A 19,592-nucleotide genomic window follows, 5' to 3' on the forward strand; every position below is an offset into this window, starting at 1 on the left:
CCGTTGAAATGAACCGTACGGGCATGTCCCGGCCGCGTCCCACGGCATTGCCTTGAGGGGGGCCCGCACCCAGGTCCCCCCTCTGTGATGGGAGACGCGTGCGAATCACTGACATCCAGCGTTGCGAGGTCCGGCCGGGACGGCTCGTCGAGTGGACGCTGAGCCCGGCGACCGTCGCGGTGGCGACCGGGCTGCCGGAGGACTCCCGGCCCCCGGCCTACATCCAGGAGTCGCACATCAGGACGGCCAAGTGCGTCCGGGAGGACGGGCTGTTCGTGCCGACCTGGCTCGGTGCCGCCTTCGACCTGCCCGGCCCGGTCGACCTCGACGCGCTCGGGGAGGCGCTGCGCGCCTGGACCGTGCGGCACGAGACGCTGCGCAGCGGCTTCCGCTGGGTGGGCGAGGAACTGCGCCGGTTCACGCTCGACGCCGCCGATGTGTCCCTGTGCCGGGAGGAAGCGGGCGACTTCCCCGACGCCGACGGCCTCGTACGGCACCTCCAGGACCGCTTCGACACCGCCGCGGACGCGCTGCGCTGGCCGAACCTCATCTACACCGCGGTCGTCCGGGACGACGGCGCGAGCGTGTACATGGCCTTCGACCACAGTAACGTGGACGCCTACTCCCTGAACCGCGTCCCCGCCGAGATCCACGAACTGTACGCGGCCCACCTCGCCGGCACCGAGCCCGACAGCCGCGCCCCGAGCGCCAGTTACATCGACTTCTGCGAGATCGAGCGGGCGGACGCCGACGGCCTCGACGGCCGGCACGCGATCGTGGAGCGCTGGCGCGAGTTCATCCACCGCTGCGACGGGACGCTGCCCGGCTTCCCCGTCGACCTCGGTCTGCGGCCGGGCGGCCCGCTGCCCCGGCAACAGATGCTGTGCGAGCCGCTGGCCGACGCGGACGAGGCGGCGGCGTTCGAGGCGTACTGCCGGCCCTACGGCGGCAGCCTCGTCGGCCTGCTGGCCGCGACCGCGCTCATCGTCCACGAGCTGGGCGGGCAGTCGGTGTACCGGACGGTGGTGCCGTTCCACACCCGGGTGAAGACCCGGTGGAGCGACTCGGTGGGCTGGTACGTGGGCGGCGCGCCGATCGAGGTGCCCGTGGGCCGCGCCCCCGGTTTCCCGGACGCCCTGCGGGCGGTGCGCGCCGAGCTGCAGGCGAACCGGCCGCTGGCCCGGATGCCGCTGGCCCGGGTGCTGAGCCTGCTCGGCGCGGACTTCCGGCCCACCTCGCCCGACCTGTACTCGATCGTCTCCTACATCGACGCCCGGGCCATCCCCGGCGCCGAGCGGTGGGCCGAGTTGAACGCGCACGGGCTGCTGCGAGTGTCCTACGGGGACCAGGTGTGCGTATGGGTGAACCGGCTGCCCGAGGGGCTGTGGCTGGCCAGCCGGTACCCGGACACGGACGTGGCGGCGAAGAATCTGCGGCTGTACGTCGAGCGGCTGCGCGACCACATCGCCTCGGTGGCGCACGGCAGGCTCCCGGCCGTCTCGTGACAGGCCCCCGCCGCTGAACGAGAGCGGCTGCCGTCACGGCACTTCCGGGACGGCGGCGCCTGCGCGGCACACGCCGAGCGGTCGCCGCGCCTCGCCGTGCCGGACCGGCGGGCGTGGAGCCGACGCCGAAGGCGGCGCACGCCGCGTGCGAATCGCGGCGGGCGTCTCAGGTGAACTGGCCCGGGAGCGGCCGCACGTCCTCCTGAGCGGGGGACCGCGGCGCGGACGCCGGGCCGGTGAGCAGCCGTTCGAAGCGGGCGCGCCAGCCCGACTCGGAGGCGCCCTCGGAGGCACCCTCGTCCTGGAACTCGTGGGTGAAGCGCAGCACGCAGCCCCCGCCCCCGTCCCGCTCCAGATGGAACCGGAGCCGGCCGCCGCCCTCGACGGTGTACTCGGCGACCCGGTCGACGTCCCACGCGGTGACCCGCCCGGCACCGAAGTCACGCAGGGTGACCGCGCCCTCGACGCGGGGTTCCATGGCGTCGACGGCGGTGCACCAGGCCCCGAGGCCCTCGGGGGTGGCCACCGCCGCCCAGACGTCCTCCATGGGACGCGGGATCCGCACCAGGAAGTGGAGTATGTGCGTGTTCCCGTGCGTCTGGCTGGTGCCTTGTTCGATGGAACCGCTCATGACACCAGTGTCACCGACCGGGCGGTCACACGCCCGCGTAGGAGTGCTTGCCGGTGACGAAGATGTTGACGCCGTAGTAGTTGAACAGCCAGCAGCCGAAGGCGATCAGTGCCAGGTAGGCGGCCTTGCGGCCCTTCCAGCCGGCCGTGGCCCGGGCGTGCAGGTAGCAGGCGTAGGCGACCCAGGTGATGAAGGACCAGGTCTCCTTCGGGTCCCAGTTCCAGTACCGGCCCCAGGCGTCGCCCGCCCAGATCGCGCCCGCGATGATCGTGAACGTCCACAGCGGGAAGACGGCCGCGTTGACCCGGTAGGCGAACTTGTCGAGCGAGGCGGAGGCGGGCAGCCGCTCCAGCACCGAGGTGGCGAAGGCGCCGGGCTTGCCGCCGGACTGGAGCTTGCTCTCGTAGGCGTCCTTGAACAGGTACAGGATGGTGGCGACCGCGCCGACGTAGAACACCGCGCCGCAGAAGATCGCGGTGGAGACGTGGATGTACAGCCAGTACGAGTGCAGCGCGGGGACCAGCTGGTCGCTGGCGGTGTACAGCACGGTGACGGCGAGACCGAGGTCGAGCAGGACCGTGGTGATCAGGAACAGCCCGAGCCAGCGCACGTTCTTCCTCAGCGCGAGCAGCGCGAGGTACACGCCGACGGCGACCGTGGAGAAGGTGATGTTGAACTCGTACATGTTGCCCCACGGCGCCCGCTCCACGGAGGCCGCGCGGGCGACGACCCCGGCGAGTTCCACCAGGAAGGCGAGCGCGGTGAGCGAGATGGCGATCCGCCCGTAGAGGTCGCCCTGGACGTCACCGCCGTGCGCGCCGGGCCCGTCCGGGACGTCCCGGGCGCCGGAGGCCGAGCGGACGACGACCTGGGGCCGCTCCAGTACGGCGGTGCCGCCGGCCTGCTTGACGGTGACGGCGGGGCCGGCCGTCTTCCGCGCGCCGTCGGCGGTGAGCGCGGCCGCCGTGCGGGCGACCTTGCTGCGACTGCCGAAGAGCCATTCGGCGATGTACGCGAAGAAGGCCAGGGTGTACACGGCCATCGAGGAGTAGATCAGCGTGTTGCTGATGCTCGCCAGGTGCTCGTTGGTCGCGACGGCAAGTTGGGTTGCGGCGGCGAGAGTCACTTCTCAGCCCCTTCGGCAGGTACGGCTGGGGATGGTGCGGAGTCGTCGGTGGTGTCGTCGGGGCCGGCTGTCGCCGGGGCGAGGTCGTAGAGGGTTCCGGCGAGGGCGCCCAGTTCCTCGGGCACCTTGGCGGACTCGCTGCGGCCGAGGCCCGCCATCTCGACGACCGTGCGGCCGTCTGCGCCGCGCACCGCCCGCACCCACACCCGGCGGCGCTGGATGAACAGGGAGGCGGCCAGACCGAAGATCGCGGTGAGGGCACCGCCGAGCGCCCAGCCGCCACCCGGCTCCTGGACGATCTCGAAGCCGGCCCATTCCTTGATGTTCTTCTCGAAGGTCACGGACCCGGCGCCGTTCGGCAGCTTCATGGTCTGGCCCGGCTTCAGGTTCGTGCGCAGCTGGGCGCCCTTGGCGTCCTTGAACGCCTTCATGTGGGTCTTGTCCAGCTGGTACACGCTCTGTGGGATGCCCGAGTCGACGCCGAGCGAGCCGTGGTAGGGCTCCAGGTTCAGCACCGGGTTCAGCAGCGCCGGGAACGCCGAGGCGATCTCCATGCCGGGGCCGCCGTAGGTCGGCAGGAAGAAGGCCTTGATACCGAGCTGGTCCCGGACTCCCCGGCCGTCCCGGTAGCCGTCCATCACCTTGACCACGCCGGTGGAGGTGACGTTTCCGTCCAGCGGCAGCAGCGGCACGGCGTCGTGGTAGACGACCTTGCCCTTGCCGTCGCGGACGGTGATGACGGGGGCGTAGCCGTGACTGACCAGGTAGACCTTGGCGTCGTCGATCTTCAGCGGCTCGTTGACCTTGATGGTGGCCGGCTTCTCCGCGCCGTACGCACCCCGGCTGTACTTGATCTTCGCTTCGAAGGTCCGCGGGGTGCCCCGGCTGGGGCCGCTGGTCTCGTAGGTGCCCTCGAAGTCCTTCAGGTCGAAGCTGAACGGCACGAGGTCGTCGTTCTGGAACAGGCTGCCGGACTTGATGTCGTCGTACATCGGCAGCGCGTTGGCGAAGCCGTCGCCCTCGACCATCAGCTTGGTGCCGTCGGACTTGAACATCTGGCCCGAGGCGAAGGCGACCAGCAGCACGATCAGCGCGATGTGGAAGGCCAGGTTGCCCACCTCGCGCAGATAGCCCTTCTCGGCGGCGACGGCGTCACCGGCGACATGGGCGCGGAAGCGGCGCTTCTTCAGCAGGGCGAGCGCCGCCTCGCGGACCTGCTCGGGATCGGCCTCGGTGTGCCAGGTCGTGTAGGCGGGCAGCCGGGTCAGCCGCTTGGGCGCGCCCGGCGGACGGCCGCGCAGCTGACCGACGAACTGCCAGGTGCGCGGCACGATGCAGCCGATGAGGGAGACGAACAGCAGGATGTAGATCGCGGAGAACCACACCGAGCTGTAGACGTGGAACAGTCCGAGCTTGTCGTAGACCGGCGCCAGCGTCCGGTGGGCGGCGCGGAAGTCGTCGACCTTGCTCACGTCGGCGCCGGTCTGCGGGATCAGCGAGCCGGGGATCGCGCCGAGCGAGAGCAGCAGCAGGAGCAGCAGCGCGACCCGCATGGAGGTCAGCTGCCGCCAGAACCAGCGGACCCAGCCGAGCACGCCGAGACCGGGCAGGCTCGCCGGTTCGTCCCGCGGCGCGGTGGACAGCTGGGAGCCGGCCTCCCCCAGGTCGTCCTGCTCCTGGCCCTTGTCGGTTTCGGTCTTGCTCATCGATCAGATCCCCACGGTGAAGCCATCGGACCAGCCCTGCATCTCCTGCACGAGGCTGTCCCAGGCCCCGGTCAGCAGCAGCACACCGGTCACGATCATCATCGTGCCGCCGATGCGCATCACCCAGACATAGTGGCGCTTGACCCAGCCGAAGGCACCGAGCGCCTTGCGGAAGGCCACGGCCGCGAGCACGAAGGGGACGCCGAGCCCCAGACAGTAGGCGACCATCAGCACGGTGCCGCGCGCGGCGCTCGACTCGTTCAGGGAGAGGATGTTCACCGACGCGAGGGTCGGGCCGATGCAGGGTGTCCAGCCGATGCCGAACAGGGCTCCCAGTATCGGGGCACCCACCAGGCCGGTCGTCGGCCGCTTGTGGAAGCGGAACTCGCGCTGGGTGAACCAGGGCATCAGCCCCATGAAGAACACACCCATGACGATCATCAGCACGCCGAGCACCTTGGACAGGCTGTCCTTGTGCTCCTGGAGGGTGGAGCCGAAGTACCCGAACAGGGCCCCGCCAGAGATGAACACGGCACTGAAGCCGAGCACGAACAGGGAGGCCCCGACGACCATCCGCCCGCGTCTGGCCTCGGCCAGGTCGGTTCCCGCGACGCCGGTGACGTAGGAGAGGTAGCCGGGAACGAGCGGGAGCACGCAGGGCGAGAAGAAGGAGACGAGCCCCCCGAGCAGGGCGATCGGCAGGGCGATCGGCAGGGCGCCGCTCTTCACCGTCTGGTTCTCCGCGGCGAGCATGAGGAGTGCGCTCACGTCACTTCTCCGCCAGAACCGGCTTGACCATCTTCAGCAGGGCCGTGTCGTCGAGGGGCTCCAGCGCCCGCGCCGCGACCTTCCCGTCCTTGTCGATGACGAGCGTGGACGGGACGAGCTGCGGGTTGAGGGTGCCCTTCTTGAAGCGGAGCATCAGCCTGCCGGTGGGGTCGTACAGGCTCGGGTAGCCGATCCCGTTGTCCTTCTCGAAGGCCAGCGCGGGGGTGGTGCTGGCGTCCCGGGTGTTGATCCCGACGAACTGCACGCCCTTGTCCGCGTACTCCTTGGAGACCTTCGCGAAGTACTTCGCCTCTTCCCGGCACGGCCCGCACCAGGAGCCCCAGACGTTGACGACGACGACCTTGCCCTTGTAGTCGGCGACGTCCAGGGTCTTGCCGTCGATGGTCTTGCCGGACAGGTCGGGCGCCGCATCCCGCTTGCCCCGGGGCGCGGCGTCGACGCCGTTGTGGCCGGTGACGAAGTGGGTGTCGCCGCCGCCGCCGGAGATGCCGCCCTTGCCGCACGCGGACAAGGTCAGGGCCGCGACGGCGGCCACGGCGCTGCACAGGACGGCGCGGCTACGGGTACTCATGTGAAAAGTTTCGCATGCCTGTTCCGGGGATCTCGCGCGCCCCCCTGCCGGGCGGAAAACCGCATTTCAGGGCGTATTTACACGGGGCATTTCGGACACGACGCCCCGGGTGCCCCCGGCCCCGCCCCCCGCAGACCTCAGGCGGCGTCCGAGGAGGCCGACTTGGTGTCCCGCAGGAACTCCTTCCAGCCGCCGGTGGGCCGCTGCCCGACCTCCAGCGACCGGAGCCTCGCGAGCACCTCGGGCTTCTGCACGTCCATCCAGTCCACGAACTGCCGGAAGGAGACCAGCCGCACATCGGCGCCCTTCTCCTTCTCCCGCGCGATGTGCTTGAAGGCCTCCTCGACGGAGTCCATGTAGATGCCGCCGTTCCAGTGCTCGAAGTGGTTGCCGACGAAGAACGGTGCCCGGTTCGTCTCGTATGCCCGCTGGAAACCCGCTATGTACGCCCCCGCCGACTGCTTGCGCCAACCCGGGTAGTTGTAGGCGGGCGCCTTGGTGGAGTTCACGGACTGGTTGGCGAGCATGTTGTAGTCCATGGACAGGACCTCGAAGGAACGTCCGGGGAAAGGTATCTGCTGAAGCGGCAGGTCCCAGATCCCCATCCGCTTCACCGGCCACGTCTGCCGGCCGCCCGGCGAGGAGGCGTCGTAGCGCCAGCCCAGCTCGCGGGCGGTGGGCAGCAGGTTGTCCTGGCCGAGCAGACAGGGCGTACGGCCGCCGACCAGTTCCTTGTCGTAGTCGAAGGGCAGCGACGGCAGATCGGTCCAGCCGGTGTTGGTCCGCCACTCCTTCACGAACGCCTTGGCCTGCTGGATCTCGCTCTTCCACTGCTGCGGGGTCCAGTTGCCGACCGTGCCGTGGCCGGCGCAGAAGTGGCCGTTGAAGTGGGTGCCGATCTCGTGACCCTCCAGCCAGGCCCGGCGGACGTTGGCGAGGGTGGCCTTGATGTGCTCGTCGGTGAGGTAGCCGATGTCGGAGGCGCCGCGCGGGTTGTTCGGGGGCGCGTACAGCCGCTTCTTCGACTCGGGCAGCAGATACAGCCCGGAGAGGAAGAAGGTCATGCTGGCGCCGTGCTGCTTGGCGAGGTCCAGGAAGCGCGGGAAGAGTCCGTTGCCGACCTCGCCGGCGCCGTCCCAGGAGAAGATCACGAACTGCGGCGGGGTCTGCCCCGGCTCCAGCGGCTCGGGCTTGGCCGGCTGGTGCGGCTGCTTGCCGGTGAAGGAGGTGGAGCCGTCGCCGAGGGGCCGGCCCGGGCGGGAACCGCCGCTGCCGTCCGGTGCGTTCTTGCCCTTGGGGGAACCGCCCGGGTGCCCGGCGCCGCCCGAGGACGTGGAACCTCCGCAGCCGGCGAGACCGGCTGCGGCCGCCGCGCTCGCGCCGAGTCCGAGCATTCCCCTGCGGGAGAAGGTCCGGGAGGTGGTGGGCATGGGGATCCCCGATTCGTCGCGCCTGCTGGGTCACCCAGTGAGAGGACGCGACGATCGGGAAGGTTCCGTGGATTTGTGTGCTTTTCGTAACAGAAATCGCGAAAGCACGTCAAGCCCCTGTAAACGGACCGTCAACAACGGCCGGGTCAGGCTCCGAAGGCCTTGCCCTGGACGGTGCCCTTGCCCTTCTGCGGCTTGGCACCGGCCCGCAGATGGGCCGGGACGAGGTCGATGGCGGGCTCGCTGTAGCCCACGGACACGATCCGGTCGCCCTGGTAGGTGAACGTCGTCAGGGAGGCCAGCGTGCACTGCCGCTTGCGCGGGTCGTGCCACAGCCGCCGCCGCTCGACGTACGACCGCACGATCCAGATCGGCAGCTGATGGCTGACCAGCACCGCCTCGTGCCCGCGCGCCTGGTCCTTGGCCGCGTTCAGCGCGCCCATCATCCGCACGACCTGGTCGACGTACGGCTCGCCCCAGGACGGCTGGAAGGGGTTGACGAGGTGCTTCCAGTTCTCCGGCTTGCGCAGGGCGCCGTCCCCGACCCCGAACGTCTTGCCCTGGAAGACGTTCTCGGCCTCGATGAGCCGCTCGTCGGTGGCCAGGTCGAGACCGTGCGCCTTGGCGATCGGGGTGGCGGTCTCCTGCGCCCGCTCCAGCGGGGAGGCGACGACGTGGGTGACGTCACGCGAGGCGAGGTGCTCGGCGACGCGGTCGGCCATCTGCCGGCCCAGCTCGGACAGGTGGTAGCCGGGCAGCCGGCCGTAGAGGACGCCGTCCGGGTTCTCGACCTCACCGTGCCGCATCAGGTGGACGACGGTGACGTCCTTGCCGCCCTCGCCGCCGCCGTTCCCGATGCCGTCGCCGGCGCTGTTTCCGGTGCTGTTGCTCACGCGGTGGCCTCCGCAGCCGCCCGGGCCGCCGCCGGAAGGGCGTCGGCGATGGTCTGGATGGCCCGCTCGTCGTGGGCCGTGGACACGAACCAGGACTCGAAGGACGACGGCGGCAGATAGACGCCGTTCGCCAGCAGCGAGTGGAAGAACGCGGTGAAGCGGAACGACTCCTGCCGCTTGGCGTCCTCGTAGTTCCGCACCTGTCGGTCGGTGAAGAACACGGAGAACATGTTGGAGGCGGTCTGCAGCCGGTGCGCCACACCCTCCTTGGTCAGCGCCTCGGTGACGAGGGACTGGATCTGCGCCGAGACGGCGTCGACCTTCTCGTAGGCCGCGTCGTCCAGGAGCCGCAGCTGGGCGAGCCCGGCGGCCGTGGCGATCGGGTTCCCGGAGAGGGTGCCCGCCTGGTAGACGGGGCCGGCCGGCGCGAGGTGGGCCATCACATCGGCGCGTCCGCCGAAGGCCGCGGCCGGGAAGCCGCCGCCCATGACCTTGCCGAAGGTCATGAGGTCGGGAGTGACGCCGTCGACCCCGAACCAGCCGCTCCGGCTGGTGCGGAAGCCGGTCATCACCTCGTCGGAGATGTAGAGGGCGCCGTTCTTGTGGCACGCGTCCCTCAGCCCCTGGTTGAAGCCGGGGGCCGGCGGCACGACGCCCATGTTGCCGGGCGAGGCCTCCGTGATCACACAGGCGATCTCGCCCGGGTGCCGGTGGAAGGCCTCCTGCACGGCCTCCAGGTCGTTGTACGGCAGCACGATCGTGTCGCCGGCCTGGGCACCGGTGACGCCCGGGGTGTCCGGCAGCGCGAAGGTCGCGACACCGCTGCCCGCGGCGGCGAGCAGCGAGTCCACGTGGCCGTGGTAGCAGCCGGCGAACTTGATCACCTTGGCCCGCCGGGTGAACCCGCGGGCGAGCCGGATGGCCGACATGGTCGCCTCGGTCCCGCTGCTGACCAGCCGGACCTGCTCCACGGGCGCCACCCGGGCGACGATCTCCTCGGCCAGCGCGACCTCGCCCTCACCGGGCGTGCCGAAGGACGTGCCGCGGGACACGGCCTCCTGGACGGCGGCGATGACCTCGGGGTGGGAGTGCCCGAGGATCATGGGGCCCCAGGAGCACACGAGATCGACGTACTCGCGGCCGTCGGCGTCGGTGAGGTAGGCGCCCTTTCCGGACACCATGAACCGCGGGGTGCCGCCGACGGCGCGGAAGGCGCGCACCGGGGAATTCACACCGCCGGGCGTGACGACGGAGGCACGGTCGAAGAGCGCCTGGGAGGCGGGCGCTTCGTAGGGATAGGGCGTTTCGCTCAGGGCACTCATGTCGTGCGTCTTCTCCGGCTTCTCGGACTCCGGTGGCGTGCGGACCCCCTCAGGGTAGGCCGCGGGGCGGGCGGACCGCGGTCGGCCTCAAGATCAAAGCGATGCCGTCCGGCATCTGCGAGACTGAGAGCTGATACAGACAGCTCATTCGCACGTAATGATCAGGGCCGGGTGGGTTCCCCGTGGACTGTTGTTCCACCGCACGTTTCGGTGGGCGGCCGTGGGGGAGGTCACTGACACGATGATCGGGTTGCGCGGCGGGGGCCACGCGTCCTAGAAAAGCAGTCGGGTGGAGATATGCATCGCGGTGGCGGACTGGGCGAGGGGACTGATGACCTGGGTCCTCGACGTGCCCGGCGGGGAAGGCACCGGCGCGACGCGGAGGAGACGACCGAGACACGTCAGGCCGACGCACGTCAGACACAGGGTGTACCGAGTGAGCCCGAGCGGTTCGACCGGCAACTCGACCGGGAGATCGACCAGCAGCTGGAGCGCCGGCTGGACCGACCGGGCGACCGCCGGCTCGACCAGCGGGTCGATCGCCTGCGGGCGGGGAGCGGGAATGGTAGTCGGGTGGGGGTGACGTACAAATACTTCGGCGCGCCCGACGGTGCGACCGCGGCCCGCGTCCCCATCTCGATGCGCCCCGAGGAACTCGGCGGCGACGAGCTGGGCATGAACGGCATGTTCACCAAGATCAAGCCGGAGACGATGGCCGCGATGGTGCTGACCGGCATCGAGGGCGTCCCCCTGCACAAGGTGCCACCCCTGGAACTGGTCGTCCTGCACCCCGACTACGCGGTCGTCAAGCTCCCCATGACGGTCGTCGACCCCCTGCGCGGCATCGGCGAGGAGGCGGTCGGCGCGGCCGCGTTCATCTGGTCGACGGTCCCGGACCGGGGCGGCCCACGCGACGCGTTCAACGTGTACCAACTCCTCCACGAATGGCAGGACTTCTCACATCGGCTGCACGAGGCGGGACATCAGCCTTATTGCCTTGTTTGGCCGTGAGCTGGGGTTTCACTGGTACCGGGCGGGGTTTTCGAGCCCCGCCCTCGTCATGTGCATGTACGTCCTCAAGGTGAAACCGGGGTCCGAGTGGCCGAGGTACTCGGAGAGCGCCTTGATGCTTTCCCCCGCATCCAGGAGCACGGAGGCGTAGGCGTGCCGGAGGGCGTGCATCCCATCCTCCCGGGCCGCCTGGAGGTACCTCGCGCCGCGCTCGCGGGGAGGGATCACGCCGGCGGCGGCCAGGGCGCGCTTCCAGTCGCCCATGTTGAAGACGCTGCGGTTGTACGCCCGCCCCTTCTGGTCGACGGAGAGGAGACGGAAGGCTTCGGCTCGCCGTCCGGCTTGGCCCAGGGCAGGGTGACCTCGACCGGCGGGAACTCCTTCATGTGCGCCTTGAGGGCAGCGGCAAGCTGGGCCGGTAGAGGCACGTGGACACCTCCGTAGCCCATGCCGAGGCCTCCGCAAAGTGCTCCGGTTGGACACCCTCTCGGGGATTGGGCTGGATCAGGAGAGTCGGCAACCCGCGGGCGACACGCTCCGCTGACCATTCGTGGTCGAGGCTGGTGAAGTCGTCGTCGATCCACACAGCGGGCGCGTCGCCCAGCCAGGCGTCGACGTGGTCGCGCTTCCACAGGTAGCCGTGGGGGTGGCTGGTGGTGATGTCGGGGCGTGGCAAGTCGAGGTGCGGTAATGGCGGGAGGCCGAGAAGGGGGCCGATCAGGGTTGTCGCGTCCTGGCGCCAACTGGTGCACCAGACGGGTGTGAGGAGGCCAGTACGGATCAGGTCCATGAGCGCGGGACCGTGTGCGGGGTTGAGCCAGATGGTGACCGGGTCGTCGGCACTGCGGCCTGTGGGTACAACCTCATGGCGGGCATGGGCGGCGGGGGTGGTGCCGTCCGCGTCGGGGAAGGGTATGAAGACGCCGTCGATGTCGATGAGCAGGTAGGGACGCATCGGTTCCTCCGCGGAAGCCGGGGCAGGTATCAGAGCTTGCGTGCGGTGATCAGCAGAGTGGCGGGCCAGCGGCCCTGTCGGGGGTCGTGGAAGTCCTGGGCGGAGGCGAGCCACAGGTCCGCGCGGTCGAGGTGTTTCTCCCAGCGGCTGGCATCGAAGTCCCAGCGAGCGACAGGCAGGCGGGTGCGGTCCGGCAGCGTGACGTAGTCGCGGCGGGGTCGGTCGTCGGCAGCGGGGGCCCGGCCGCCGCGCTGTGGGTGGGGGACGGAGTAGGCCAGGGTGCAGCCGGGCTTGAGGCGGTTGGCGATGGCGGGGAGCAGGAGTTCGGGGGCGACGAGGCCGATGGCGCCGAAGACGGAGTAGATCGCGTCGAACTGCTCGCCGCTGGCCTGCAGGTAGTGCAGGGCGTGGCCGGCGACGAAGGTGAGGTTGTTCAGCCGTCCGTAATGTGAGCGGGCCCTGCGGACTTGAAGGCCGACCAGGTCGACGCCGGTGACGTGGGCCGCATGCCGGGTGGCGAGACATGCTGCGTTGTGGCCGGGTCCGCAGCCAAGTTCGACCACGCCTTTGCGGCGCAGGTCAGGGCCGAGGATCTCGGCGCCGGGTCCGATCCCTGGCCGTGTAGTCCACTCCATCCGGGCGGGTGGGGCGAGTGGTTCGGCCGGGCCGGCGGCCGTGCGCTGGAGGGCGTGGGCGTACCAGGGGGAGGCTTGCGCGAGCACCTACACCTCCAGGAGCTGGAGGACGTCGGAGAGGTGCCTGCGGACGACCTTGATGTAGGTGGGATCGGTGGCGGGGTCGTTGATCCAGCGGACGGACTGCTCCATGAACCACTCGACGGCCCACATGCGGTGCCAGCCCAGCGCCCACTTCTCGGCGGGCAGGCCGCCCCGCTCGGCGAGTACGTCCGGGGTGCCGCCTTCGGTGACGTAGGACTCCAGGAAGACGCGGAGGCGCACCGGGTCGGGGTCGTCGAGGGTGCCGTGCCAGCTGGCGAGGTCGAGCAGTCCGGGTCCGGTGAAGGCGCGGGCGAAGTCGAGCAGGCGCCAGCCGCGTCGGCCGATGTGGAGGCTGGTGGGGTGGAACTCGGAGTGCACCCAGCCGAACGGGGCCAGGGTGGTTCCCTGCGCGCGGACGTCGGCGGCCTGGGCGATCTGGTTGAGGGCCTGCTCGATGTCGCCGGTGTCCTGCCACCGGTCGGCCTTGCGGAGCTGGTTGAGGTGGTCCAGGGCGCGGCTGGGCAGGGCCCGCAGCCCTTCCTCGTGCAGTACGGGCAGAGCGCCGGCGGTGCGGGTGCGGTGGAGGACCACGGCCGCGGCGGCGCCGTCGAGGTCGTCCGCTTCCCGGGTCGGGGTGCCGAGGTCTTCCAGGAACATGCCGAGCCAGCCCTCGATCTGGACCGAGTGGTAGACCTTCGGGACGGGGGTGCCGAGGGTGTCGGCCAGTCGTAGGGCTTGGTCCTCGCTGTCGAAGGGCCTCTTGGCGTACTTGAAGATCCGCGTGCTGCCGTCGGGGAAGGTCACGCGTTCGACGCCGGACATCGACCACACTCTCACCTCCTCGCGCTTGGCGGCGGTCTGGTTCGCGACGATGCACAGGTTGGCGAGGAGATCGGTTGTCAGGTTGTCGTCCACAGTGGCTCCATTGCGGTTGTGGCGGCATCCGGGGCGGGCGAGCGGACCTGCCCGCCCCGGAGCCTTGCTGCTGGGTGTTACGCGGCGGGGGTCACGCGGTGGGCGTAGACCTGCTCGATCCAGCCGGCCTTGAAGGCGGCCAGGTCATCGCGGAGGTTGGCCATCGAGGCACCGTAGGGCGCGACGACGCCGCCGGACTGGTCCGGCACGGACTGGCAGCCGTGCACCAGACGTCCGCCGAGGGCGGCGTGGGCCTTGATGGACTCGATGCGGCGGTGCTCGTTGAACCAGCCGCCGTGGTAGACCTCGTCGAGCATCCCGCCCATCTCGTCGTCCAGGTCGAAGACGACCGAGGTGGCGGCGGGGAAGAACCAGCACGGGCCGACGTTGGAGATGTGCCCGTCGAGCTCGACCTTGTTGAGTGCCATGAGCGTGGCCGCCTCGCGCAGCGTCCGCAGGTGGTCGGCGGTGATCTGCGGCAGTCCGAGCCCGTCGAGGTGTTCGTCGCGGAACAGGTAGGCGTACACCTCGTAGGCGGTGGACAGCACCCGGGCGGCGTCCGAGGTGGACTCGCCATGGGCCTTGATGAAGTCCAGCGCGAGCTGCTCCACCGCGCTCTCGGTGGTTTCCTGCACGTCCAGGAGCTGGGACTTGACCAGCTCCCAGTCGGCGACGAGCCAGGTGTTGGACTCGAAGCGGAAGAAGTACTCGGCCGGGTCGATCGTGATGCGCCGGCCGTCGACCTGGATGCCCGGCAGGCGGCTCCAGCGCTCGTCGAACGCCAGCGGCAGTTCGACCGTGATGGCCTTGGTGTCGATGGTGGTCACCGTGTCTCCGTCTCTGATCGGCCGGGTTCGGGCACAGGCATGCCTGAACTCGAGTAGGGCGTACGGAACTTCGGGGAGCCGCCCGACCGAAGGGGGGAGCCTGGTAACGGTGTCGGACCGGGGCCGGGCGGCTGATGTTCAGTGAACACGCCGTCACGCACAGTGGGTACGGTGTGGGCGAGGCCAAGCGGTATACGCGGTTTACAGCCCCCAGGACGGAGGAGGCCATGGCGGCCCCCAACAAACCCAATGTCCGTTTACGCGAGGCCATCGACGCGATCGGCTGCACGTATGACGCGCTGGCCAAGGACGTACGCCGGATCGCCGCAGAGAACGGCGAGATCATCCACACCAACAAGTCGGCGATCTCCCACTGGGCCAACGGCACCCGTCAGCCCACCGGACGGACCGGCCGTTACCTGGCGGAGGCCCTCTCCCGCCGGGCCGGCCGCACCGTCACCCTCACCGAGATCGGCCTGCGCGACCCCGAGGTCGCCGTCCCTGACGACCCTGATCCTGTGGTCACGGTCACCGACCTGGGCCGTGCCGACATGGAACGGCGCCGCTTCCTCGCCGTTGCCGCCTTCACGACCGCAGGCGTGGCCATGCCCTTGGCCTACGACCACGAGGCCGCATCTCGCATGCTCCGCGCCCGCACTGGCAGGGCCCTGGTAGGAGCGGAAGACGTCGACGTGGTCCGCCAGATCACTGCCGTGTTCAGCGCGGCCGACGAACGCCTGGGTGGTGGCCACGGGCTGACCACCGTCACCGCCCACCTCGCCGACACCGCCGCTCCGATGCTGCGTGCCCGTTTCGCCTCAGAAGCCTTGCGCCGGGCCGCCTTCGGCGCCGTCGCCGAGCTGGCCTACCTCGCGGGCTGGAAACACCACGACCTCGGCCAGGAGGGCGCCGCCCAGCGCTACTACCAGGTCGGCTACCAACTCGCCTGCGAAGCCGATCCGCATGGCCACGCCGCCTGGATGATGCGCGCCCTCGCACACCAGGCCCTGAGCCTCAAACAGCCCCACCACTGCGTCGACCTGGTCGAAGGTGCCCTCAGCCGTGGACTCGGCCGCGTAGACGGTCAGACCGAGGCCCTGCTCCACATCACCCACGCTCGCGCCTTCGCCGCAGTCAATGAGAAACCCGCAGCGGCCCGCGCCCTGCTGGCAGCCGAAGACGCTCTGCTCCGCGACGACGGCCCCCAGCCCAGCTTCTCCCTCGTCAGCGGACCGGCCGCCGGCACCGTCGCCAGCCACACGGCTCGCACCCTCACCGACCTCGCCGATCACGTCGGAACGGAGCAACAACACCGCGATGCGCTCATCCGCTGGGACCCCGTGAAGTACAAGCGCGTCCACGCCCTCACCTACGCCGACCTCGGCGACAGCCTCGCCGCCCAGGCCCGCGCCGATGAGGCGGTCGCCGCCTGGAGCGAGGCCCTCACGCTGATGGACGGAATGACCTCCGGCCGCACTCGCAAGGCCATCACCTCCATCCGATCAACCCTGGCGGTCTACCAGCGACGCAAAGTACCCGGCGCCGCCGAACTGGCTCGGCGCGCGCGGGAGGCGCTCGCCTAACATGCCCACCAACCCGGCCGACGAAGGGACACCCGTGGCTCAGCCGACAACCGATGACCAGCCCAAGGCGCTCAAGCCCGCCCTTGAATCCATGACCCTGCTAGTCGCCGCCGTCATCGTCCACGACAAGGCCACCAACCGCGTGGTCCTCCTCCAGCGCAGCGACCAGGCCAAATTCGCCAAGGGCATGTGGGACCTCCCCGTCGGCAAGAGCGAGCCCGGCGAGCCGATCACCGCGACAGCAGTCCGCGAGCTGTACGAAGAGACCGGTCTGACCGTCAAGCCGGAAGCGCTCAAGGTCGCCCACATCATCCACGGCGCCTGGGGCGTGGAAGCTCCCAACGGCTTCCTCACGGTCGTCTTCGTCGCCCACGAGTGGTCCGGCGAGCCGGAGAATCGCGAACCTCGCAAGCACGCTCAGGTCCGCTGGGTCGACACCGACGCCATCCCCGAGGAGTTCGTGGACACGACCGCGAGCGCCCTCCACCGGTATCTCGCTGGAGGCCCGGAGGTTTCCCTCGACGGCTGGCGGTAGAGGGCCAACTGCGGCGCGAGGGGCTGTCTGGGGGGCCTCCTCCCACTCGTGCCTGGCCGCCGGAGTCGCTCGCTTGCGGTCGCATGAACACCGGATACCAACGACCCGCAGCGGAGCGCGATGGCCGTCCGCCGGATCGGCAGCCAGGAAGTACACCTACGAACCCGAGTCCGTACGCTGCAGCGGCGGCACTCAAGCAGCTCCGCACTCTTGGCTGGCTGCCGCCGGCAGCGCTAGCATCTGTTGAGCATTATCTGAAGGTCGGGATGCCCTGCGCTTCCGTCGAGGCAATGCAACTGATTGCCAAGCGCCACCGGTTGAACCTGCAGAGCCTGGCGGATCTGAACCCGTCCCTGGCGCTGGCACTCCCTGGCTCATCCCTGCTGGCCTCTTCGGATGCCCGCGATGCCGCGCAGCTCGTGGCTCAGCCTGTACTGCCGAGCAACCTGCGCCGCCTGATCGAGGACGGGCAGCCCATCATTCCGGGTCGCCGCGTCCGGCAGAAGGATGTGCCCGTAGGCGGTGGCCAGCCGACCCGCTGCATCGGGGAGTACCACCGCCCCTCTCTTCTGGTGGCTCTGGGCGAGCACATCCCGCCCGGAGCTCGGCCACGGTCGCGCTGCCGAGGTAGGCCCGGCCGAGCGTTGTCGGTTCCGGGTGGCATGATCCGCGGCATGGATCTCCGCCTCGTCTTCGCCGACCTCGACCGGACGGAGTGGTCACGGCTTCGCCATGCCTACGGCTCTGCGGAGGACGTCCCCGCGCTGCTGCGGGATCTCGCATCCCCGGTGGAGGAGACCGCCGCGGAGGCGGAGCAGGCGTTGTGGAGCAGCATCGTCCACCAGGGCACGGTCTACACGGCGACAGCGGCCGCGGTGCCCTTCCTGGCACGGCTCGTTGCCGAAGGCGTGCGCCAAAGCGCCCTGGTGGGCATGCTCGGCGTGATCGCCGGGAGTGTCGACGAGCACGATCTTCCGGTGCCCGGCGCGGCTCGCCGCGCCGTTGCGGCACACCTGGGGCTGCTTTTGCCGCTGCTCGCGGACGACGATCGCGAGGTGCGGCGGACCACGGCGTGGACGGTGGCCCAGTGCCGGTCGGCGGTCGGCCCCGACGCCCGTGCGGCGCTGCGGGCCCGCTGGGCGGCGGAGAGCGATCCGGCGGTGCGGGCGGATGTGCTGACGGCCTGTGCGCTCCTGGATCCCGATGCGGCCGGCGAGCTGTGCTCCGCTGCGCTCGCCGGAAACGAGCCGGCGCCGGTTCAGGTCGCGGCGCTGCTGGTCACTGCCGACCAAGGCCTGCCGTGGGACATGGAGACGACCGCGTGCGTCACGGCATTGGTCCCGTTGGAGCGGCACGGTTTCGGTGACCTGTGGGAGCGGGAGCCGCTCCAGGCGCTCGCCAAGGCCCTGCACACACGCGGCGAGGTCGACACCGCCATCGACGTGGTCGGCGCCGCGCTCGGACGGGCCGCGGCCCTACGGGATCAGGAGAGCGAGCACGCGCCGGCCGCCACCACCGAGGCGCGATGGGCCGCCGAGTCACTCGCCCGCCGCTCACGGACCACCCCGGCACGGCTGCTGCCCGCACTGCTCCCGCTGCTCGACGATCCGGCCACCGCGGCCGACGTGATTGCGCTGCTGCGCACCTGGTGTCAGCCAGCCCCGGAGGCGGTCCCGGCCCTGCTTGCCATCGCGCAGGGCAATGACGCATCGGCCGACGAGGCCCTCGCCGCGCTGGTGGCCCTGGGAGCCCCGGAGGCGAACGGGCTGCTCGCCCGCCACCTGCCCGAGCGACCCCGCGCGCTGAAGGCCGCGTACCGCCTCGCGACCGGTGAGACCCGAACGCCGCGTGATGTCCACGCGCCCGGCGAGGACCGGACGCCCCTGCCCTACGACCCTGAACTGCTCGACGCGATACGCGTCCGGCTCGCCGCCGAAACGTCCCGCGAGCGCGGTTCGGTCTTCGACGGCGGGCCGGCCGCGACCAACGAACCGGTTCACCTGAGCGGGCTGCTGGCCGCCTGGGGCAGACAGGCCAGAGCCGCCCTGCCGGAGCTGCTCGCCGCGCTGCCCCGTCATCCGCACCCGGTCAGCCGCGCCCTGGCCGGCGTGGCCGATCCCCAGACCGACGCCCACGTGATCGAGGCGCTGGGAGCCCAAGCCCGACAGGGAACACCGGCCACGCGTCAGGCGGCGGCAAGCGCACTCCACTCCCTGACCGGCGACGCCGACCCCCTGATCTCCGTACTCTCCGAGTCGCTGGCCAAGCGAGGCAACAGCCTGGACCACATCGTCACCGCGGCCGCCTCGCTCGGGGAGGCAGCTCGTCCCCTGCTGCCGCTGCTCCACACACTGCTGGCGGAACCGCCGCAGTCGCGCGAGACCGTGCCGGCGATCAGGGCGGCGCTCGGGGCCGCAGCGCTGGTCTGGGAACTGACCGGGGACGAGCGGGCGGTGCTCCCGGTGATCCAGGAGGGCCTCGCCTGGGCCTCCCATACGTGGGGTCAGGAGACGGCGAGACGCGCCGCCGAAGTCGCCTGCCTGCTCGGTCCCCCGGCCGAGCCGCTCGTCCCCGACCTCTTGCCGCTGCTGGACGATCCGCACCTCTCCCCTGTCGTCGTACTCGTCCTGACCAGCGCTTATCCCGAGGCCGACACACTCGCCGGGTTCGCCCGGACCACCCTGGCCGACCGTGTCCTGGCGGCGGCCAGACCGGGCTCGTACGCGCGCTCCGCCTCGGCAGTGCTGAAGGCCTGCGTCGCGCTCGGCCCGACCGCCTTCACCGACGCTCGGCTCGACCTGATCCGCGATCTCGCGGACGGCGACCGGCGCATCGTGGGCGCCGGCCTCCAGGACCAGATCATCCTCGACGACGAACGCTTCCGCGCCGAGGCCCGGGAGGTCCTACGGACGCTGACCGTCAATCCCCGGCACGCGTAGAGACCCCGGCTGTGCAACCTGGGTGGGGCCGACCGGGCCGGGGTGCCCAGGCGGCTGTCCGGGCCACGGCCGGCGCCGTGGGACCATGGTCGTCGTACACCGTCGCATGCCGGCCGGCCGTCCCCGAAGACCTAC

The 19,592-nt window shown here is 70.5% G+C and carries 17 protein-coding genes and 1 pseudogene; 5 read left to right on the forward strand and 13 right to left on the reverse strand.

Features of this window, described 5'->3' with window-relative positions; translation table 11 throughout:
- Positions 1 to 98 precede the first annotated feature (98 nt).
- Positions 99 to 1,505 carry a condensation domain-containing protein gene (locus ACIBA9_RS25200; protein WP_399366336.1) on the forward strand — a complete coding sequence of 469 codons (1,407 nt, stop codon included), beginning with the start codon at positions 99 to 101 and terminating at the stop codon, positions 1,503 to 1,505.
- Between the two features lie 166 nt (positions 1,506 to 1,671).
- Here the strand turns inward: ACIBA9_RS25200 and ACIBA9_RS25205 are convergent, their stop codons facing one another.
- The 8 genes from ACIBA9_RS25205 to hemL form a co-directional block, all read right to left on the reverse strand.
- On the reverse strand, positions 1,672 to 2,136 hold the full coding sequence (locus tag ACIBA9_RS25205; RefSeq protein ID WP_362154845.1) for an SRPBCC family protein: 465 nt from the start codon (positions 2,134 to 2,136) through the stop codon (positions 1,672 to 1,674).
- Between the two features lie 25 nt (positions 2,137 to 2,161).
- The gene (gene ccsB / locus ACIBA9_RS25210) at positions 2,162 to 3,262 is read right to left on the reverse strand and encodes a c-type cytochrome biogenesis protein CcsB (RefSeq protein ID WP_399366339.1); all 1,101 of its coding nucleotides are present in this window, start codon (positions 3,260 to 3,262) and stop codon (positions 2,162 to 2,164) included.
- Entirely contained in the window at positions 3,259 to 4,968 is a 1,710-nt protein-coding gene (locus ACIBA9_RS25215) for a cytochrome c biogenesis protein ResB (RefSeq protein ID WP_399366341.1), read from the reverse strand. Before ACIBA9_RS25215 ends, ccsB begins: the two co-directional genes overlap by 4 nt.
- 3 nt (positions 4,969 to 4,971) lie before the next feature.
- A complete protein-coding gene (locus tag ACIBA9_RS25220) occupies positions 4,972 to 5,736 on the reverse strand; it encodes a cytochrome c biogenesis CcdA family protein (RefSeq protein WP_393899636.1) in 765 nt (254 codons plus the stop codon).
- 1 nt (position 5,737) lies between these two features.
- Positions 5,738 to 6,328 carry a TlpA family protein disulfide reductase gene (locus ACIBA9_RS25225; RefSeq protein WP_393899637.1) on the reverse strand — a complete coding sequence of 197 codons (591 nt, stop codon included), beginning with the start codon at positions 6,326 to 6,328 and terminating at the stop codon, positions 5,738 to 5,740.
- 137 nt (positions 6,329 to 6,465) lie between these two features.
- Complete coding sequence (locus tag ACIBA9_RS25230; RefSeq protein WP_399366344.1) at positions 6,466 to 7,758, reverse strand: hypothetical protein; 1,293 nt, start codon at positions 7,756 to 7,758, stop codon at positions 6,466 to 6,468.
- Positions 7,759 to 7,904: 146 nt separating this feature from the next.
- Positions 7,905 to 8,564: a histidine phosphatase family protein gene (locus tag ACIBA9_RS25235; RefSeq protein ID WP_399366434.1), complete on the reverse strand. Its 660-nt coding sequence runs from the start codon at positions 8,562 to 8,564 to the stop codon at positions 7,905 to 7,907.
- A gap of 83 nt (positions 8,565 to 8,647) precedes the next feature.
- The gene (gene hemL / locus ACIBA9_RS25240; RefSeq protein ID WP_399366436.1) at positions 8,648 to 9,964 is read right to left on the reverse strand and encodes a glutamate-1-semialdehyde 2,1-aminomutase; all 1,317 of its coding nucleotides are present in this window, start codon (positions 9,962 to 9,964) and stop codon (positions 8,648 to 8,650) included.
- A 582-nt stretch (positions 9,965 to 10,546) separates the two neighbouring features.
- Between hemL and ACIBA9_RS25245 the strand changes: the two genes are divergently transcribed.
- A complete protein-coding gene (locus tag ACIBA9_RS25245; protein WP_003974483.1) occupies positions 10,547 to 10,984 on the forward strand; it encodes a hypothetical protein in 438 nt (145 codons plus the stop codon).
- A 9-nt stretch (positions 10,985 to 10,993) separates the two neighbouring features.
- Here the strand turns inward: ACIBA9_RS25245 and ACIBA9_RS25250 are convergent.
- The 5 genes and pseudogenes from ACIBA9_RS25250 to ACIBA9_RS25270 all read right to left on the reverse strand — a co-directional run.
- Positions 10,994 to 11,412 (reverse strand): annotated as a pseudogene (locus ACIBA9_RS25250) (tyrosine-type recombinase/integrase); the annotation flags it as partial.
- Positions 11,367 to 11,939 carry a hypothetical protein gene (locus ACIBA9_RS25255; protein ID WP_399366346.1) on the reverse strand — a complete coding sequence of 191 codons (573 nt, stop codon included), beginning with the start codon at positions 11,937 to 11,939 and terminating at the stop codon, positions 11,367 to 11,369. The gene ACIBA9_RS25255 and the pseudogene ACIBA9_RS25250, both read right to left, overlap by 46 nt.
- Before the next feature lie 29 nt (positions 11,940 to 11,968).
- Complete coding sequence (locus tag ACIBA9_RS25260; protein ID WP_399366348.1) at positions 11,969 to 12,661, reverse strand: class I SAM-dependent methyltransferase; 693 nt, start codon at positions 12,659 to 12,661, stop codon at positions 11,969 to 11,971.
- On the reverse strand, positions 12,662 to 13,573 hold the full coding sequence (locus ACIBA9_RS25265; RefSeq protein WP_399366350.1) for an aminoglycoside phosphotransferase family protein: 912 nt from the start codon (positions 13,571 to 13,573) through the stop codon (positions 12,662 to 12,664).
- 77 nt (positions 13,574 to 13,650) lie between these two features.
- Positions 13,651 to 14,400, reverse strand: coding sequence for a hypothetical protein (locus ACIBA9_RS25270; RefSeq protein ID WP_399366352.1), 750 nt, complete (start codon positions 14,398 to 14,400; stop codon positions 13,651 to 13,653).
- A gap of 227 nt (positions 14,401 to 14,627) precedes the next feature.
- On the opposite strand from ACIBA9_RS25270, the gene ACIBA9_RS25275 reads away from it, so the two are divergent.
- The 3 genes from ACIBA9_RS25275 (at position 14,628) to ACIBA9_RS25285 (ending at position 19,457) form a co-directional block, all read left to right on the forward strand.
- Entirely contained in the window at positions 14,628 to 15,983 is a 1,356-nt protein-coding gene (locus tag ACIBA9_RS25275; RefSeq protein WP_399366354.1) for a tetratricopeptide repeat protein, read from the forward strand.
- Position 15,984: 1 nt separating this feature from the next.
- Complete coding sequence (locus ACIBA9_RS25280) at positions 15,985 to 16,518, forward strand: NUDIX domain-containing protein (protein WP_399366356.1); 534 nt, start codon at positions 15,985 to 15,987, stop codon at positions 16,516 to 16,518.
- Between the two features lie 674 nt (positions 16,519 to 17,192).
- The gene (locus ACIBA9_RS25285) at positions 17,193 to 19,457 is read left to right on the forward strand and encodes a hypothetical protein (RefSeq protein ID WP_399366358.1); all 2,265 of its coding nucleotides are present in this window, start codon (positions 17,193 to 17,195) and stop codon (positions 19,455 to 19,457) included.
- Positions 19,458 to 19,592 lie beyond the last annotated feature (135 nt).

Origin of the sequence: Streptomyces sp. NPDC051452, from assembly GCF_044454765.1 — a bacterium.
GTDB lineage: Bacteria > Actinomycetota > Actinomycetes > Streptomycetales > Streptomycetaceae > Streptomyces.

What these genes read in the sequence shown, in the direction of transcription:
- ACIBA9_RS25205 (WP_362154845.1), bottom strand. Translation starts at nt 2,136, where the DNA reads ATGAGCGGTTCCATCGAACAAGGCACCAGCCAGACGCACGGGAACACG.
- ACIBA9_RS25215 (WP_399366341.1), bottom strand. Translation starts at nt 4,968, where the DNA reads ATGAGCAAGACCGAAACCGACAAGGGCCAGGAGCAGGACGACCTGGGG.
- ACIBA9_RS25225 (WP_393899637.1), bottom strand. Translation starts at nt 6,328, where the DNA reads ATGAGTACCCGTAGCCGCGCCGTCCTGTGCAGCGCCGTGGCCGCCGTC.
- ACIBA9_RS25230 (WP_399366344.1), bottom strand. Translation starts at nt 7,758, where the DNA reads ATGCCCACCACCTCCCGGACCTTCTCCCGCAGGGGAATGCTCGGACTC.
- ACIBA9_RS25235 (WP_399366434.1), bottom strand. Translation starts at nt 8,564, where the DNA reads ATGCGGCACGGTGAGGTCGAGAACCCGGACGGCGTCCTCTACGGCCGG.
- ACIBA9_RS25255 (WP_399366346.1), bottom strand. Translation starts at nt 11,939, where the DNA reads ATGCGTCCCTACCTGCTCATCGACATCGACGGCGTCTTCATACCCTTC.
- ACIBA9_RS25275 (WP_399366354.1), top strand. Translation starts at nt 14,628, where the DNA reads ATGGCGGCCCCCAACAAACCCAATGTCCGTTTACGCGAGGCCATCGAC.
- ACIBA9_RS25280 (WP_399366356.1), top strand. Translation starts at nt 15,985, where the DNA reads ATGCCCACCAACCCGGCCGACGAAGGGACACCCGTGGCTCAGCCGACA.
- ACIBA9_RS25285 (WP_399366358.1), top strand. Translation starts at nt 17,193, where the DNA reads ATGGATCTCCGCCTCGTCTTCGCCGACCTCGACCGGACGGAGTGGTCA.